We start from the raw sequence: 17,094 nt of genomic DNA, 5'->3' as shown, positions 1-17,094 counted from the left end.
AACCACCTATATTCCCTTATCCATTTCCCATTTGCTTCTCAAATGCTTGACGAACCAATCCAATAACATAAGCCATGTCCTCGATCACTGAAAGGCCGACATCGACATCGCCGTTACCCCATCGACCAATCGCTGAGACATCTCTACAAATTCCCCTTGGATCATTAATTTCCGAAAATGCAATGTTCAACAAAAGACGTAATCGCTTTGCCTGAGGAACAACGTCAACAAAATTAGTTTCCATCTTATATGCTACATACTGTTTTAAAAATGTCTCAGTTACACACGGATCTAGTGCTTTAACCTGTTTACGAAATTCTTCAAATAAACCTCTCGTGGGCTCTGTTGATAGATAAGGATGGTCTTCTATGCTATACTCTGTCACTTCTGCCTTCGGTTTGTATGCATCTAAAATACTACGTTCCAATGTGGGGGCAAACCAAACCTTGGTTGCCTGTTCCGATAATACCTCTGCTCGATTTAATATTTCTTGTTCAGTCCAATGTTCTTTTTCAGCAACCCCTTTATTCAATCGTAATGGGCTTTCCGCAAAGCCTCCTTTCATATTTCGTTTTTCCATAAACGGCCTATCGCTATATTCAGAGTTATAGCCGGTTAGAGTGAGATTGCCCAATGTATGCAGATAAGTGTTTTGAATACGTTCCCACTCAGACCCAAGCTCTGATTTCCACTCAGCTGATAGATTTTCATTTTGTGGCATAATGTGCTCAATAGTATACTCGACTACAGGTACGCGTTCTTTTCTTTCATAATTTTCTAATCGGCGCAACCAATAACTCCGACTACGGAAGTTATAAACATTCTTAAGCTTAATTTCTCGTTTGAACTCTTCATTATCAGGGAAACGCCTATAAGATGGAAGAAGTAGAAATGTTGCTTGCACGCTCTCTAAATAGCGATCCTTTTTGAGATTACGAGAAAAGGTGCTAAAAGTCTTATTCATCGAGTTGGTTGGTATACTACATATGGCGCGCCTGAATACATAACTCTCTATCAGGCGCACTATTTTTAGCAACTCATGCGCAGAAAGATTTTTCTTATCATAATCATGATAAAGCTCTAACAAGAATGGAAATGCAACATCTGCCTTTAACTCTAGAAAGTCATGAAAGGCCATTTTTAGCTCTGAATCGGTTTCAGTACCAAGAACCATGGCACAATAATATTCAGCAAAAACTCGAATATCAGCGACAAGAACTTCAACCCCCGCATCTTTTTGGGAATGCGCGTATTGTTTAAATACCTCGTATACCTCGCGCTCTTTAGGAATAACACTTGTCTTCACGGTAAGATAATGTCGCATAAAACGATCAAAGTATGAGGCGTAACCCTTCTGGCCAAAATCTATTTCCATCGGTCGCCAATATTGGTTGTACAATTTAAACTGAAGCTCGGGCTCTAATCCCATTAAAATATAATTACGAATCAAATCTGCCTGGCTTAGCTCAAGTCCTGTCGAGTTTAAGCTTTCAAAGATGAGTTGAGGATTATCCTGATCACGACTAAGAGATATGTCTACAATAATAAGCTTTGCTAAGCCTTTGCATATCGACGCAAGGTTATTTTTCTCTTCATCGATTTTATCTATAAAAAATTCAAAATTTTTTTTAATTCGTACAGAATAATCTTTCGGCTCAGGACTGTTATCAAGCAATGCTGTTAATGACGCTTTATCAGTTTGAGATAAAATGAGTTTATACTTCTTTTCTCCTTCTTCACGCGGATCGAGAAGGTAATAATCACGAAGCACTTTTTCTGAGAATCCTTCTATCGGCTCACTTCCTCTGAGAGTGCGGGCAAGTGCCTCAATTAGTAAAGTTATTGTGGTAAGTCTTTGTTGACCATCAATCACAAGAAGTTGTGATTGACCCGCAACAGAATAAAGGCCCTTTTCTACATAAACGATAGAGCCAATAAAATGCGCGGCAATATTTTTGTTACTCCCTGTACGCAAAATATCCTCCCATAAATGTAAACACTGCTTCTCGTTCCAACTATAAGTACGTTGGTAAATAGGAATAACAAACTGGGGCGATTTTTTAAGAAAATCTATTAATTTTATTTCAGTTGCTTTCATAGATTAATTTTTTCCATATTACAAATTTAGCTAAATTTTTTATTTACATTATATTTGTATACTGTAATTATAGCACTTTTTCTAATAAAATGTAAAACAAAAAAACACTTTTAAAAAGATGTTTTTCGTATTTTACACAATTTTTGGCATTAACTGATTATTTACATGAACCAGAATAAATTCGGTTCACGGCATAAATTAGAACTTTGTTCTGATTTATGGCTCCGGAGCAGGGACTCGAACCCCAATTTTCAGGACCAAAACCTGACGTCCTGCCATTAGACGACCCCGGAACAATGACAATATATTTATAATATCAAAAAACCAAAATAAAATCAAGATAAGGACTAATTATTTCAAAAAATACTTGAAAGCGCTGGCAATATGAATCCAGGTTATTTTTGAAAAAATTGACAACCATAATGATTTCTCTGCTGAAACTCTTTGATGAAAATGAAACATAACCGCGGTTGGATAATAATGAACTTTGAAGTCTGCTTTCCATGCTCGGCGAGCTAAATCAACATCTTCAAAATATAAAAAATATTTTTCATCAAACAAGCCAATTTTATTTAACATTTTTTTTCTAATCATCAAACAAGCACCAATCGCCCAATCAATTTCTCTAGTTTGTTGATGGTCAAAATCAAGCATTAAGTATTTAGATAATTCTTTTTTTAAAATTGGCATTTTCCCTAAAAATGTTCTTCTTAAAATAGGAATATACCATTTTGGAAAACGACAACAAGAATTTTGAATTGTTTTATCCGGATTAAGTAACTGAGGGGCAACAATTCCTGCACCTGAATTTGTTTCCAAGAAATTATAAAGTTTTTCAATAGCGCCTGACTGAACAATAACATCTGGATTCAAGCTTAAAACATACTTATATTTTGACAACCTAATCCCCTGATTATTTGCCATAGCAAATCCATTATTAGTATTATTTAAAATAATGTTAATATTTGGTTCTGAATAAAGTCCTGCTAAAAACTCCTTGCTTTCATCTTCTGAATTATTATCAATAATAATAATCTCATAATCAATCTTAATATCTGCTTCTGATATATTTCTTAAACATTGTTTTAATAAATTTTTTTGATTGTAGTTGACTATAATTATTGAAACCATATTTTTATTTGCTGAGCATTTAATCTGGCATTTTTTAAAATATATCTCCTTTTTTTATACATTTTAATAATCCCTTTAAAAAAAGACGAATTACTTTTAATTAAAACTTTTGGTTGTAAATAAAATAAATAGATTCCTTTAATTGATATGTATAAAAAAATTCTGTGAAATTGAATAAAAAAATTTGATAAATGAATATTTTTTATTAAAAACCATAAATGATTTCTAAAAGAAAGATAATTAACAAATTTAGATTGAGAAAACTTTTTGCCTGACGGAGCTCCTGCTCTAAAATGATAAGCAATTGCTTGAGGACAATAAATTGTTCTCCATTTTCTTAATTTTATTCGCCAAGCCAAATCAACATCTTCTTTGTAAGCAAAAAAATCTTCGTCAAAATATTCATAATTATCTCCTATTTCAGCAGTCATGACCGGCATTTTAATGTCTTCAAGTGCTTTACGACGATACAAAGCACAGGCGCCAGAAACTCCAAAAATATTATTTTCCTTATCATATTGCTTTTTATCTATTTGCCCTTCTCCCCTATCAAAAGCTCTGGTTGACTTAATAATGGCTATGCCTGTACTGTCAATAATATTTGTTTTTTCTTTAATGCCTATTTCTCTATCCTTGTTTATTATTTTTAATAATTTTCCGCCAACACAACCAATTCTCTTTTTTTTATCAATATATTTAATTATTTCTTTTAAAAAATTAGAAGACAAGATAATGTCTGGATTCATAACCAAAACAAACTCGGAATTTGTTATTTTAATGCCTAAATTATGCGCCTTGGAAAAACCTAAGTTTTTAGAATTTTGCATAACAAACAACTTTTTGTTTGCTTTTTGTTTAGCATAATTTTTCTCAATAAACTCTAATGAGTCATCTTTTGAGCAGTTATCAATAATTAAAACAGAAAAATCCTTAAACGTCTGAGCAAACAAAGAATTCAGACAATCTTTTAAAAAAATCTTACTATTAAAGGTTACAATTTGTACTGAAATTTTTTGCATATAATATTATTTTGTATTTATTATATAAGCAGAAGTGAAAGTTAAATAAAATAAGCCAAGTGGATGAAACAAAAAAGGGCCTGTTAAAGTAGAAACCGCAATACTGACTAGCCCAGCCAAAAGTCCTATTATAAATCTTTGCTCAAAAATGCTGGTAATGTGCTTTAATTTTTTATAAGCATAATAAAAAATAAATAATAATATAAGCCCGTAAGTCACTAGTCCAAAAATTCCCAATTCCAACCATATTTCTAAATATCCCCAATCAAGATGAAAAGTGTTTTTAATTTCTCCTGTAATTGGGTCATCAAAGAAAACTTTGGCTCCTAACCCCTGTCCAAAAACAGGATTTTGCTTTATTTGTGTTATTAAATTTGGCAAAATAATCATTCTGGTTAAAGAGCTCATTTCATCTTCAGGAGAAACAAAAGTGTGCATTCTGTCTTTAAAATAATTTAAACCAGATAATGCTTGTCCCTTGCTAGCAATGGCATAAAGAGCTGTGAATTCAAGAATTAAAACAATAATCACAATTAAACAAAAGCCCAGCCATTTTTTCCATTGCCAGTTTTTTATTAAAAAAATCATACCAATAATCATTCCTAAAAAATATGCTCTAGAAAAATTCAAAAGTAAAACCAAACTACAAATTATTGCTAAAAAAACTATTTTATTTGATTTTAATTTAGGACTAGTTAACAAGCTCAACAAAATTAAAAAAGCAGGTAAAATCAATAAATGAAGCGGACTAACTATTCTAAAAAAATTGTTACCAGTAAAAGTTGCCTTACCAGTAGCCACGCTTCTCCACCACCAATAAAAAGAATCATGGACTTCTACCAAATCTAAAATAAAAAAGAAAAAAATTAAAATAGTAATAAAACTAATACCAATGATTGCTCCTTGTGATAGTTTTAAAAAATCTTTTTTAAAATTATTCTTCTTTAAGATATCTATTATTGGAAAAACCAAGAAAAGATAAGCATAATTCATCACATCCTTAATTGCCAAGACAGGGTCATTAAAATTAAGGCCATTTACTAATCCATTAAAAACTAAAAAACCTAGCAATAAATATAAAACCAAAATTGGTGATTTTGGCCAAGTGAATAAAATTTTATAATTATATTTATCTGCTTGTTTGAATAACCACCAACCAACTACAATCAAAAATAATGATGTTCTTAAGGAAATCCCAGCCATTTCAAACAAATGTCCACCATGTCCTGCTAAAAATTCAAAAAATAAAATTAAAAAACCATATTCTATTTTTCGTGAACAAGCAATTATTGTCAATAGAATTATAATAAAAAAAACAACAGCTCTCACTGTCTGCCAATAATAACCAATTATTGATAATAGCTGGAATATGATGAATAAATAAACAATAAATCTAATTTGTTCATTTGAGCTTGTTTTCATAAAATTATTTAATTTTGAAAATTTGAACCAATAATGCTAAAAACAAACTTATCGGCCTAAAAATTATTAATGGCCAATATTGTTTTATTGAATGATGTTTTTGAAAATAATAAAGAGCACTAGTTGTATATATTTTTTGTTTTGAAAATGAAAGCATTTGTTTAAAACTTTCTGCTCCATAATGAACAATTCTCACATCTGGATTATAAATGATTTTCCAGTCAGCCAATTTTACTCTTTTACAAAAATCAACTTCCTCAAACCATAAATAAAAATTTTCATCAAGCAAACCAATCTTATCAAAAATACTTTTTCTGGTCATTAAAAATGCTCCCATGACCTGATCAACTTCTGCTATTTTATTATAATCAAAATTTTTCTGAACATATCTATTAATAACACCTAATTTTGGAAAAATTCTATGGAATTTTAAAAAAATCATTAATTGAGACATTGGGGTTGGAAATTTTCTAATTGAATTCTGAACAGTATCATCAACTCCTATTATTTTAGAACCAAGAATTCCGCATTGTTTATTTTTATCCATAAAATCAGTTGCCTTTTGAAGAGACATCCCTGAAATTTTAGTGTCAGGATTAAGCAATAAAATATATCTTCCCTTTGCTCTTCTAATCCCCTGATTATTTGCTTTTGAAAAACCAAGATTCTTATTATTTAAAACAACTTTTAGTTGATTATTGTCTTGTTCTATTTTTTTTAACAAATCTTGGCTACCGTCCTTTGAATTGTTGTCAATGACGATTATTTCATATTTTAATTCTTTAGCATTTTTAAAAATAGACAATAAACATGCCTCAACAAGGGCTTTAACATTCCAACTAACAATAATAATAGACAAGGTCATATTTTTTGATTTATTAATTCTATCATTTTTTTAATTTTCGGTTGCCAGTCTTTAGTTTCTGCAATTTTTTTTCTTTGCTGGCTTGTTTCTATTTTATCACTTTTAAGAGCCAAGTCAATTTTTTTATTAAAATCAACATAATCTTTAGCAATATAAATCAAATGGGAAAACTTTTCCACACCAGAAGCAGGCGTGGTTACAACTGGCTTACCACAAGCCAAATATTCCAAGGCCTTTAAAGAATATGTATATTTAATAAATTCATCTAATTTATGCGGAATAATTGCTAAATTAAAACCATTGATATAACGTGGCGTTAATTTGTACGATTTTCTCCCTAAAAAATAGATATTTTTATATTTTTTTATTTTTTTAATTTCAATAGCCGGCCTCCTGAATTTTCTTAAAAAAACAGGCCAAATAGGACCAACTAAAACAAATGACTTGTCTGGATTTTTTTTAGCAAGATATTCCATTAAATCCAAATCAATTCTGTTTTGAATTGTTCCAACATAGCCAATAATTGGCCTGGTTATTTTGTCTAAATCTTTTAAGGGCTTTGTTTGTTCTGCTTTTGCAAAAAAATTAAAATCAACTCCATTTGCAATCCAATGAACATTTTTAGCTCCTAATTTTTTAAAAAAACTAAGCTGATTCTCGGAAACCGTAAAGATTAGGTCGCTTGCTTGAGAAATGATTGAATAATTATCTTTTAATGTTTTTTTAAATAATGAAAAAGATGGATGATGAGTCCAAATGTCAACAGCATCAAAAATAAATAAATCTGATTTTATCCCGCTGGGTTGGGTTGGTTTATAAAAATAATCAACAAACATTGGTGAATATGACCAAGTTATTCTTTTTAATTCTTTATTAGCATTTTTTGATGACTCATTAATTTTATCTAAAATTTTATTAATTTTTTGAATTACTTTTTGTTTTGAAAAAATTGAATCAATGGTCGAAAAAATATAAAGTTCCGTAGAAAACTCATTACTTTTAACACACTTGGTTGTAATGTCTCTATAAATAACCTTGCCCTCTTGTTTATAAAATATATTTTCAAAAAATATTCTCAAAGCCCTTTTAAAAGTAAAGGGTAAAAAATCAACAGCAAAAATTCTAACAACTGATTCATTGTTTAATAAATTCTTAACAACATGATAATTACGATTAACAATTCCCTGCTTTCTTTCTGAGTGAGTAGACATATTAAACATTACTATCTCTAATTTCATATATTTTTCTTTTTTATTTTAATAATATCTTTAACAAACATAATTTCTTGTTTGGTTATCAATCCAAATAACAAGGCACTAGCAAAATAGACAATTATGCCAGAACTGACTGAAATAAGAATATGAACTTTTTCTTTTATTACTAAAAGCAAGCCAATCATTGCGATTGAACAAATTATACTTAAGCCAATCTTTTTAAAAAAATACTTAAATCTTATTTTAATAATTTTTGATGATAAATAAACTTCAAACAAGAAAAGCATAAAAAAGCCAAGCAAAACAGATAAGGCAGCCCCATTATGTTGATAAAGAGGAATAAAAATTAAATTAAAAATAACGAATAAAGCAGCTCCCAGACCATGCACAAGCGTATTTGCTTTTTGTTTGTCACAAGCATTTAAAAAGCCAGCTATTATATAATCAAAAAACATAAACGGGATTGCTAAAGAAATGAAAATTAAAGAAAATCTAGCTGACAAATAATCTTTGCCATAAATAAATAAAATAATTTCTTTTGACAATAACAAGAAACCAAACACCAATGGAATTGCAATAAACATTAAATAAAAAATCCCTTTATGAAACAAGTCATTTAAATATTTTTTTGACCTAACAAAATAATAGCTAAAAGCAGGATACAAAACCGTCCCCAATGAGCCAGCTACTAAAACTAAAAACGAAACAGCTAATTTTTGAGAAGCCATATACCAGCCAACAAACTTATCTCCACTAATATGTTTAAGTAAAATTGTGTCAGCAGTGCCATAGATTTTGCCAAAAAGCATTGCTATAAAAAAAGGCCAAGCCAAAATCAATAAAGGTTTTAACTTTGGCCAATCAAATCTCGGTATAGGCCAAATATTTAGTTCTTTTTTTAAAAAGAAAATAGCATTTCCTAAATAAAAAAATGCTCCAATTAAAAGAGGCATCATGAGCCAAATCAAATCAGCTTTAAAATAAATTAAGAATAATCCAGACAATAACATTACTGTCTTGTGAACAATTATACCAATGCTTTCAAATTTTAAATTTAAAAATCCTCTAAAAACATGATAAATTAAAAGAGCCAAAGTATCTAAAAAAACTATTAAAAAACTTACATAAACCAATGTCTTAAGGATTGGCTCATACTCAAAGAAATTAACAACCCAATATATTAAAAAAAATGTGGCCAAACCTATAATAATACTAAATAATAAAATATTACCAAAATACTTAATTGTATTTGACTTATTCCTAGCAATTTCTCTTGTTAAGACCGGAAATAACCCAAAGTCTATTAAAATAGAAAAAAATGCAACAAAAGTAATTGCAAAAGTGTATTTTCCAAAATTAATTGCTCCCAGATAACGTGCTAAAAAAATAAAATATAAAAGAGCTATTAATTTTTGATAAACATAAGCAATAACTAAATAAAAAGTATTTTTTGCAGTTGAAATCATTTATAATAAATTAATCAATAAAACGTCCTCAATAAAGACGTTTTATCAAAATTATTCTATCAGTGAAATTATAAAAATTAACGCTTCTTCCATTGAGGAGCTCTTCTAGCTCTCTTTAATCCTGGTTTTTTTCTTTCTTTTTTTCTAGCATCTCTTTTTAAAAATCCGGCTGCTTTTAGCTCTTTTCTCCAATCAGGGTTAAATTTAATTAATGCTCTTGATATTCCTAAAAGAATAGCATCTGCTTGTCCTGTTTGTCCTCCTCCTTGAACTTTTATTTTAAACTGGAAATTATCTGCTTGTTTTAATAATTCAATCGGAGAAACAACTTTGTTTTTTAATTCTAATATATTAAAATATTTTTTATACGGTTGTTTATTTACATATATTTCCCCGCTTCCTTTTGAAAAAAATATAACTCTAGCAATAGATGTTTTTCTCTTGCCAGTAGCCCAAATTACTTGTTCTTGTTTGATTGTTTTCTTTAGAGCAATTTTTTTTACAACTTTTTTCTTTGGAGCAACTTTCTTTACAACCTTTTTCACAACTTTTTTCTTTGGAGCAACTTTCTTTACAACCTTTTTCACAACTTTTTTCTTTGGAGCAACTTTCTTGACAACAGTTTTTGACACAGTTTTTTTAACTGGTTTTGTTACTTGCTTGGTTGTTTTCTTTTTTTCTTTTGACTTTATTGGCATATATAAATAATATTTAAAATAATATGGATTAAGTTATTAATAATTATACTTAAAAACTTTAAAAAAAGCAAGATTATTTTTTAAATTTTTAATACTTCAGCTAATTTGGAACCGCGCTCCTTTTTAATAAAATTAAAAAACAAAAGCATTTGAATAACTATTTTGCTTATAATAAATCCGAATAACCATAAAAATTTTCCGAAAAACTTAAACAAAAAAAACAAAGCCACAGCAATACCAACTGAAATTTCTTTGGAGTAAGGCCCTACAAATTGGTTTATTTGAAAATTGATCATATTTGTTATAAGCATATCAATTGTTTCATTCCCCTTGATATCAACTCCCAATGAATCACTTAATTCTTGTTTTTTAGCATCAATCAGAGATAAGTCCAAGCTCCCCCCTAGCACTACTCCTATTGAAAGCATGTCTTCTATGGTTGCTTCTTGGTCATATATTGGAATAATTTTATTTATAAATGCAGACGCTGGCATTAATATCATGCTTGTAAACTCAACTGGAATTTCTATTTTATTTTGATCTAATTTGAGTAATGGATTATAATAATATACTACTGAAACAAGCAAACAAGCACTAACAAGAATCAATCCAATCCCTTTTTTATATATTTTCCTTAAGCAAAGATCTATTCTTTGTTTTTTTTCTTTTCTTATTAATTCATACCCTAATACTGTTAAAATAAATCCGCTCAACAACCAAGGTAAATAAATAAAAACAGGAAAGAAAAAAAAGAAAAATACCCAAACAACCAAAATAAATGGATAAATAATCTTGCGATTATCTATTAAAAGGTAAAATATTGATGAAATAATCAACCAAGATAACCAACTCAAAATTAAATAAATCAAACCAAAAACATTACTATTGCCTAATTGAAAAAAATTAAACAATGACAACCAAAAATTCATTCCAAACAGAAAAAAGAATATTACTAAACATAATATCTTGACATTTATTTTTGTTTTTAAGATTAAGTTGATGTTTGTTTCTTTCATATCTTTAATCATCATTAAAAAATCCAATTTTGTCAAATACAACTAAATGAATTCACGCAATAAAAATCAGGCCCCTTAATGGAGCCTGACCTTTGTCTGTAATAATTTAATTATTTCTTCTCCTCAACTTCTCCTTCAATTGGCCCTTTCTTATCCTTGTTTTCTTGCTCGTCCTTTTTCTTGCCCTGTTCTTTGCTTGCATCTTGTCCTGGCATTCCAGTCGGAGAAGTTTGTTGAGAGCCATATATTGCTTCACCAATTTTTTGAATTGAAGTATTCAATTCTTCAATTGCTTTTTTTATAACATCAATGTCATCCTTGTCTTTAACATCCTTTAAATTTTTTATTTTTCCTTCAATTTCTTGCTTATCCTCTTCCTTAACTTTATCTCCTGACTGTTTTAATGCTTTTTCAGATGTGCTAATCAAAACATCAACTTGATTTCTCAAATCAATTAATTCTTTCTTTGTTTTATCTTCAGTAGCAAATTTATCTGCCTCTTTTTTCATTTTAGCAATCTCTTCTTCAGATAAAGCAGAAGAATCCTTAATGGTTATATGTTGTTCTTTTTTAGTCGCCTTATCTTTGGCTGTCACAGTCAATATTCCATTAGCATCAAGTTCAAAAGTGACTTCAATTTGCGGAAGAGCCCTTGGCGCTGAAGGCAAGCCATCTAAGATAAATCTACCTAATGTTCGACTATCTTTAGCCATGGCTCTTTCTCCTTGTAAGATATGAATTTCTACTGATGGTTGATTATCAACAGCCGTTGAAAATGTTTGAGATTTTGAAGTTGGAACCGTGGTGTTTTTCTCAATCAATGGAGTTAAAACACCTCCCAATGTTTCAATGCCCAAGGTTAATGGAGTAACATCTAGAAGTAAAACATCTTTTACTTCTTCATCTCCTGATAAAATTGCTCCCTGAATTGCTGCCCCAGAGGCTACACATTCCATTGGGTCAACGCCTCTCTCTATTTTGTCTCCAAAAATATTTTGAATAAATTTTTGGACAATAGGCATTCTAGTTGGTCCGCCAACTAAAATAACTTTTTCAATATCACTTGCCTTTAATTTTGCATCATTAATTGCTTTTTCAATTGATGAATTGCATTTCTGAACAATTGAGTCTACTAATTCTTCTATTTTTGCTCTGGTTATCTTCATGTCAAGATGTTTTGGTCCTTCATTATCTGCGGTAATAAACGGCAAGTTAATGCTTGTTTCCAGGGATGAAGAAAGTTCTATCTTAGCTTTTTCAGCAGCTTCTCTAATTCTCTGCATAGCCATTTTATCATTTTTTAAATCAACCCCTTCTGCTTGTTTGAATTCTCTTGAAATATAATCAATTAAAACTTCATCCATGTCTGTGCCGCCAAGATTAGTATCGCCCGAAGTTGACTTAACTTCAAAAACTCCATCACCAAAATTCATGATTGTAACATCAAGTGTTCCTGCTCCAAAATCAAAAACAAGCACTTGTTGGTCTTTTTCTTTTGCTTTATCAAGCCCATAAGCTAATGAAGCAGCAGTTGGTTCATTAACCAACCTAAGTACTTCCAAGCCAGCTATTTTGCCAGCATCCTTGGTTGCTTGACGTTGTGCATCACTAAAATAAGCTGGCACAGTAATAACTGCTTTTTCAACCTTATCTCCTAAATACATTTCAGCATCTTTTTTGATTTTTTGAAGAATAAAAGATGAAATTTGTTGTGGGGTGTATTCTTTATCAGATATTTTGTACTTATAATCTGTTCCCATTTTCCTTTTAGCTCCAAAAATTGTGTTGGCTGGATTAGCAATTGCTTGTCGTCTGGCTGGCTCCCCTACCAAGAGTTCACCGTCCTTTGAAAAAGCAACATAAGATGGGAATGCCTTGCCACCAACAATTGTTGTTCCTTCTGCTGAAGGAATCATTTTTGGTTTGCCTGCTTCCATATAACAAGCAGCAGAATTTGAAGTTCCTAAATCAATACCAATAACTTTACTCATAAATATACCTCATTTTATTTGATAAATAACTACCTGTCTGAAAAATCATCCAGAATATTTTTTAATAGTAGTTAGATACAATTAATTAATTTATTTTATTTAATAATTACCTTGGATGAACGAATTACTTTTCCCTTTACTAGATAACCTGCTTGAACTTCTTTGTCTATCTTCCCTAAATCACCTACTTTACCTACTGCTTCATGATAAAGAGGGTCAAATTCCTCTCCGTTTGTTTTTATTCTAGTTATTCCTTGTTTTTTTAAAAAATCTTCTAATTGTTTTTTAATCTGCTTTATGCCTTTAACCCATTTTTCTTGTTTGACTGTGTTTGAATAATCCTTTAAAAGACCATCAAAACTATCTAAAATTGGCAACAAATCTAAAATTAATTCTGAATTAGCAAATTTTATCCAATTTTCTTTTTCTTTTGCTATCTCTTTTTCTCTGTTCATATAATCTGCTTTTGTTCTTCTCCAGCCATTAAGATATTGCTCTTTTTCTTGTTCTAGTTTAGCTATTTTAGCTGTGGTCTTGCTTGTTTGTTTTTCTTTGCTTGTCATAAAAACTTTTATATATTAAAAAACATCCCTTTAACTTCATTTATTAAAGCTATATTCTTGCCATAATCCATTCTAGTCGGGCCCAGAATACCAATTAAAATTTGTTTATTACTATTAGTAGATGAAAAGTTAGTTAAAACAGCACTACAAAAATCATCAAGTAAATTTTTTCTACCTATAAATATTTCTGTTTCTTGTTCCATTGAATCAGAAATATTTATCACTATTTTATCTAAATGGTCAATTATATTTGAAATATCACAAACCGCGTTTGATTCGTAAAACTCTGGCTGATTAAACAAGTGACTCAAGCCCGTGTAAAAGAAAAAATCATTATCAATTGATAGAAAACTTAATTCATTAGACATTAAAGCCATTTTTCTGATAATTGTTTTCATCAAAGCTTGGTTTAAAACATCTTGCTTTATTATATTAGCCAAAATATTTAATTCTTTTTTGGAAAGTTTTGGAATAGCTATTTCTTCTCCTGTTTTAGAAAAAATTAATTTTTCTACATAATACTTAAATCCTTTAATAGTCGGCACCCGACCAGCTGAAGTATAGGGTTGGTAAATATAATCTTTCTTGGCTAACGCTATCATCTCATTTCTGATTGTGGCTGGACTTACTTTTATTTTAAATTTATTAAAAAGATAATCAGACCCAATTGGTTGTGCTGTTTTTATATATTCTTCTGTAATTAATTTTAGAATTTCTTCTCTTCTTTTTTTCATTAAAAACATTATAACATATAATTAGCACTCGTCAAGCTAGAGTGCTAAAAATTGTGGATAAATATTTATTTTACTAAATCTCTAGCTAAATCATCTATGTCTCCCGCTCCCATAATTAAAACAATGTCATTTTTTTTGATATTTTTTAATGTTAATTGCTTGGCAATTTTTAAATCTTTAGCATAAAAAACATTTTTATCAGGCTGAACTTGTTTGATTGCTTTAACTAAATCAACTGAACTTATTTTATGTTTTGATTGCTCTCTTCCAGTCACATTATAAATCTCTGGAATAATTAAAAAATCCGCACCCAAACAACTTTGCTTAAACTCATTAAATAATTTCTTTGTCCTATTATGATGATGTGGTTGGAAAATAACAAAGATTCTTTTATTAGGATAAAACTCTTTGGTTGAAGCAATGGTTGATTCAATGGAGGTTGGATGATGAGCATAATCAGAAATAATAATTGCTTTGTCTCTTTCCCCTACCCTTTCAAACCTTCTCCAAATACCATTAAAATTAGTCAATGTTTTTATGATGATTTTCTTATCTATATTAAAATACAAAGCCGTCGCAATTGTTGCCAAACAATTATAAATATTAAACCTACCTGGCACTTTTATTCTTATTTTATTTGATTGATTATCAGTGCATAAATCAAACTCTTGCCAGCCATTACCAGTTTTAATATTTTTAGCCATTACATCTGATTTATTTTTGATGCCATAAGTTATTACTTGTCTAGCTATTTTTAATTTTGATAAATAATAATCATCCGAATTTAAAATTAAAATTCCATTTTTAGGAAGATTATTGATATATGTTTGAAAAACACGAACAATGTGATTGATGTCTTTATAAAAATCAAGATGGTCTGCTTCTATATTAGTCAAAACTATAATATTTGGATAAAGATTTAACATATTGGCCTTGTATTCACAAGCTTCAACTAAAAAATAATTTGAATTACCCTGCCTAAAATTGCTCTGCCATGAAAAAATCTGACTACCAACTATAACGGTTGGATCTAATTTTCCCTTAACTAGCACAAGACCCAACATTGAAGTAACCGTGCTTTTGCCATTTGTGCCAGAAATAGCAATAGTAAATTTTTCTTTACTTAATTCTCCTAAAAATTCTGTATAAGAAAAACAAGGAAGATTAAACTTCCTGGCCATTTGTCTTTCAGGGTTATTAATTGGCACGGCTGAAGAATAAATCAAACAATCTACATCTTTTGTTACATTAACCCCTTTATGATGACTATAAACCTTTGCTCCTAAGTTAGCTATTTCTTTGCTTGTGGCTGATGATGAAATGTCAGCACCAACTACAAGTTTATTTTGTTGAAGCATCATTTTAGCCAGAGCGCTAAGACCAATACCACCCATGCCTACAAAATAAACTTTTTTAATTTTATTTAAATTAATTCTTTTTTTGGGCATATGTTTTAAGAATTAATTCTGCTATTTTTCTAGATGATTGACTATTATTTATTTTAGCTATATTCCTGCTCTTAAGAAATAACTCCTCTTTGGCAGACAATAAAGACCTTACCTTGTCTGTGATTGCGTTAGCACTTAATTTTGACTGAGGTAAAAGCCAGCCAGCATTTTTATTAAAAAAATATTCAGCATTATTTTCCTGATGAGAATTAGGAATAGGAATTATGATAACTGGCTTTGCCAAAACACTAACTTCTGTTAAAACACCCATGCCAGCCCGCGAAATAATTAAATCTGCTCCAGCATAAGCATCTGGCATTTGTTTATTTAAAAACTTATATTGATGATAATTAGAATGATATGGAATTTTATCATACTTTTTACCAGTAATATGAATTATTTGACAGAATTTTGTCAATTCAGGCACGGCTGTAAAAATTGTTCTATTTATCTTATCAGAGCCAGTACCACCTGAAATAACTAATAAAACAGGCAAATCATTTTTTAAATTAAAAAATTCAATTGCTTTATCTTTGCTACCTTGTAATATAAAATCTCTAACCGGATTACCTGTTAAAACTGTTTTCTTATTATTAAAGTCATTCAATGATTTGTCTAAACTAACTGTTATTTTGGTGGCTATTAATGATATTAATTTATTTGCCAAACCAGGCAAAACATCTTGCTGATGAATAAAAATCTGCTTTCTTAATAACCAGCCAGCCCAAGACAATGGCACGGCCACAAACCCGCCTGCGCTTAAAATAATAACTGGCTTGTATTTTAATATAATAAAAATTGACTGGATGAAACCCATTATTATAAAAAAGGGGTCAATAATATTTTTAAAACTAAAATATCTCCTTAACTTGCCTGAGAAAATTGACTTATATGGAATGTCCACAAAACCAACCATTTGTTTCTCAGGAATTCCTTGTTTGGTGCCAACAAACAAAAACTCTGCTCTAAAATTAATTTTTTTTATTTGTTTAGCAATGGCAATTAAAGGAGCAACCGAACCGCCCGTGCCACCTCCCACTAATATTATTTTCATATTTTTATTATACATTGTTTTGGGTGAAAAGACAAAGCGCCCATTTTTAAATGAGCGCCTATTGTTTGGATTAAGTGTTAAGAAATAAATCTAATTGGGCTGGATTGCTCTTTTCTTTAAAGCTTGCTTCAAAAATTCCTCTACAAACTTTGTATAATTCACCTTTTTGTTTTGGCGTAAGCTTGAGAACATCATAACTCTGCAAAACTTCATCAGGAACAACTCTTGAAGCAATTACTACTTTTTCCTTCTCATAATCAAACACGCATCTAACTGTGAGGTAATCATTAAAAACCGTCTCTATATCAGTAACTATTCCATTATCATTTCTTATCACTTTTTGAATTTTAAACATCTCTCCTCCTTGTGTTTTTT

Annotated in this window: 15 protein-coding genes and 1 tRNA gene; all 16 read right to left on the bottom strand. The window is 29.9% G+C overall.

From position 1 onward, the window contains the following. Positions 1-16 precede the first annotated feature (16 nt). On the bottom strand, positions 17-2,098 hold the full coding sequence (locus tag ISS06_02255; GenBank protein MBL7054000.1) for a DUF262 domain-containing protein: 2,082 nt from the start codon (positions 2,096-2,098) through the stop codon (positions 17-19). A gap of 219 nt (positions 2,099-2,317) precedes the next feature. After that, positions 2,318-2,391: transfer RNA gene (locus ISS06_02250), tRNA-Gln, on the bottom strand. A 58-nt stretch (positions 2,392-2,449) separates the two neighbouring features. Beyond that, a complete protein-coding gene (locus ISS06_02245; protein ID MBL7053999.1) occupies positions 2,450-3,229 on the bottom strand; it encodes a glycosyltransferase family 2 protein in 780 nt (259 codons plus the stop codon). Further along, a complete protein-coding gene (locus tag ISS06_02240) occupies positions 3,217-4,248 on the bottom strand; it encodes a glycosyltransferase family 2 protein (GenBank protein ID MBL7053998.1) in 1,032 nt (343 codons plus the stop codon). The genes ISS06_02245 and ISS06_02240 overlap by 13 nt, the downstream gene beginning before the upstream one ends. Before the next feature lie 6 nt (positions 4,249-4,254). Then, positions 4,255-5,670 carry an O-antigen ligase family protein gene (locus tag ISS06_02235; protein ID MBL7053997.1) on the bottom strand — a complete coding sequence of 472 codons (1,416 nt, stop codon included), beginning with the start codon at positions 5,668-5,670 and terminating at the stop codon, positions 4,255-4,257. A 4-nt stretch (positions 5,671-5,674) separates the two neighbouring features. Then, on the bottom strand, positions 5,675-6,535 hold the full coding sequence (locus ISS06_02230) for a glycosyltransferase family 2 protein (GenBank protein MBL7053996.1): 861 nt from the start codon (positions 6,533-6,535) through the stop codon (positions 5,675-5,677). Continuing rightward, positions 6,532-7,773: a glycosyltransferase gene (locus ISS06_02225; GenBank protein ID MBL7053995.1), complete on the bottom strand. Its 1,242-nt coding sequence runs from the start codon at positions 7,771-7,773 to the stop codon at positions 6,532-6,534. Before ISS06_02225 ends, ISS06_02230 begins: the two co-directional genes overlap by 4 nt. Further along, a complete protein-coding gene (locus ISS06_02220; protein ID MBL7053994.1) occupies positions 7,770-9,215 on the bottom strand; it encodes an oligosaccharide flippase family protein in 1,446 nt (481 codons plus the stop codon). Before ISS06_02220 ends, ISS06_02225 begins: the two co-directional genes overlap by 4 nt. Before the next feature lie 77 nt (positions 9,216-9,292). Continuing rightward, the gene (gene rpsI, locus ISS06_02215; GenBank protein ID MBL7053993.1) at positions 9,293-9,913 is read right to left on the bottom strand and encodes a 30S ribosomal protein S9; all 621 of its coding nucleotides are present in this window, start codon (positions 9,911-9,913) and stop codon (positions 9,293-9,295) included. Between the two features lie 80 nt (positions 9,914-9,993). Continuing rightward, positions 9,994-10,941, bottom strand: a complete 948-nt coding sequence (locus ISS06_02210) for a hypothetical protein (GenBank protein MBL7053992.1) — start codon at positions 10,939-10,941, stop codon at positions 9,994-9,996. 98 nt (positions 10,942-11,039) lie between these two features. Further along, positions 11,040-12,920: a molecular chaperone DnaK gene (dnaK, locus tag ISS06_02205; GenBank protein MBL7053991.1), complete on the bottom strand. Its 1,881-nt coding sequence runs from the start codon at positions 12,918-12,920 to the stop codon at positions 11,040-11,042. A gap of 95 nt (positions 12,921-13,015) precedes the next feature. Next, positions 13,016-13,483, bottom strand: coding sequence for a nucleotide exchange factor GrpE (grpE, locus tag ISS06_02200; GenBank protein MBL7053990.1), 468 nt, complete (start codon positions 13,481-13,483; stop codon positions 13,016-13,018). A gap of 8 nt (positions 13,484-13,491) precedes the next feature. Next, a complete protein-coding gene (locus ISS06_02195) occupies positions 13,492-14,217 on the bottom strand; it encodes a hypothetical protein (protein MBL7053989.1) in 726 nt (241 codons plus the stop codon). A 65-nt stretch (positions 14,218-14,282) separates the two neighbouring features. After that, positions 14,283-15,665 (bottom strand): UDP-N-acetylmuramate--L-alanine ligase, encoded by a 1,383-nt coding sequence (gene murC / locus ISS06_02190; GenBank protein ID MBL7053988.1) that lies wholly within the window; start codon positions 15,663-15,665, stop codon positions 14,283-14,285. Beyond that, positions 15,646-16,719: a UDP-N-acetylglucosamine--N-acetylmuramyl-(pentapeptide) pyrophosphoryl-undecaprenol N-acetylglucosamine transferase gene (locus ISS06_02185; GenBank protein MBL7053987.1), complete on the bottom strand. Its 1,074-nt coding sequence runs from the start codon at positions 16,717-16,719 to the stop codon at positions 15,646-15,648. Before ISS06_02185 ends, murC begins: the two co-directional genes overlap by 20 nt. A 70-nt stretch (positions 16,720-16,789) precedes the next feature. After that, the gene (locus ISS06_02180; GenBank protein ID MBL7053986.1) at positions 16,790-17,056 is read right to left on the bottom strand and encodes a hypothetical protein; all 267 of its coding nucleotides are present in this window, start codon (positions 17,054-17,056) and stop codon (positions 16,790-16,792) included. Positions 17,057-17,094 lie beyond the last annotated feature (38 nt).

This window comes from Patescibacteria group bacterium, from assembly GCA_016784145.1.
Classification (GTDB): Bacteria; Patescibacteriota; Patescibacteriia; order UBA2591; family UBA6264; genus BS150m-G65.
Note: the sequence above shows the minus strand (reverse complement) of the source record. Positions and strands in the feature narration are given on the sequence as shown.

Bases quoted from the DNA above. Each gene is read 5' to 3' on its own strand.
- ISS06_02255 (MBL7054000.1), bottom strand. From the start codon at position 2,098: ATGAAAGCAACTGAAATAAAATTAATAGATTTTCTTAAAAAATCGCCC.
- ISS06_02245 (MBL7053999.1), bottom strand. From the start codon at position 3,229: ATGGTTTCAATAATTATAGTCAACTACAATCAAAAAAATTTATTAAAA.
- ISS06_02240 (MBL7053998.1), bottom strand. From the start codon at position 4,248: ATGCAAAAAATTTCAGTACAAATTGTAACCTTTAATAGTAAGATTTTT.
- ISS06_02235 (MBL7053997.1), bottom strand. From the start codon at position 5,670: ATGAAAACAAGCTCAAATGAACAAATTAGATTTATTGTTTATTTATTC.
- ISS06_02230 (MBL7053996.1), bottom strand. From the start codon at position 6,535: ATGACCTTGTCTATTATTATTGTTAGTTGGAATGTTAAAGCCCTTGTT.
- ISS06_02225 (MBL7053995.1), bottom strand. From the start codon at position 7,773: ATGAAATTAGAGATAGTAATGTTTAATATGTCTACTCACTCAGAAAGA.
- ISS06_02220 (MBL7053994.1), bottom strand. From the start codon at position 9,215: ATGATTTCAACTGCAAAAAATACTTTTTATTTAGTTATTGCTTATGTT.
- rpsI (MBL7053993.1), bottom strand. From the start codon at position 9,913: ATGCCAATAAAGTCAAAAGAAAAAAAGAAAACAACCAAGCAAGTAACA.
- ISS06_02210 (MBL7053992.1), bottom strand. From the start codon at position 10,941: ATGATTAAAGATATGAAAGAAACAAACATCAACTTAATCTTAAAAACA.
- dnaK (MBL7053991.1), bottom strand. From the start codon at position 12,920: ATGAGTAAAGTTATTGGTATTGATTTAGGAACTTCAAATTCTGCTGCT.
- grpE (MBL7053990.1), bottom strand. From the start codon at position 13,483: ATGACAAGCAAAGAAAAACAAACAAGCAAGACCACAGCTAAAATAGCT.
- ISS06_02195 (MBL7053989.1), bottom strand. From the start codon at position 14,217: ATGAAAAAAAGAAGAGAAGAAATTCTAAAATTAATTACAGAAGAATAT.
- murC (MBL7053988.1), bottom strand. From the start codon at position 15,665: ATGCCCAAAAAAAGAATTAATTTAAATAAAATTAAAAAAGTTTATTTT.
- ISS06_02185 (MBL7053987.1), bottom strand. From the start codon at position 16,719: ATGAAAATAATATTAGTGGGAGGTGGCACGGGCGGTTCGGTTGCTCCT.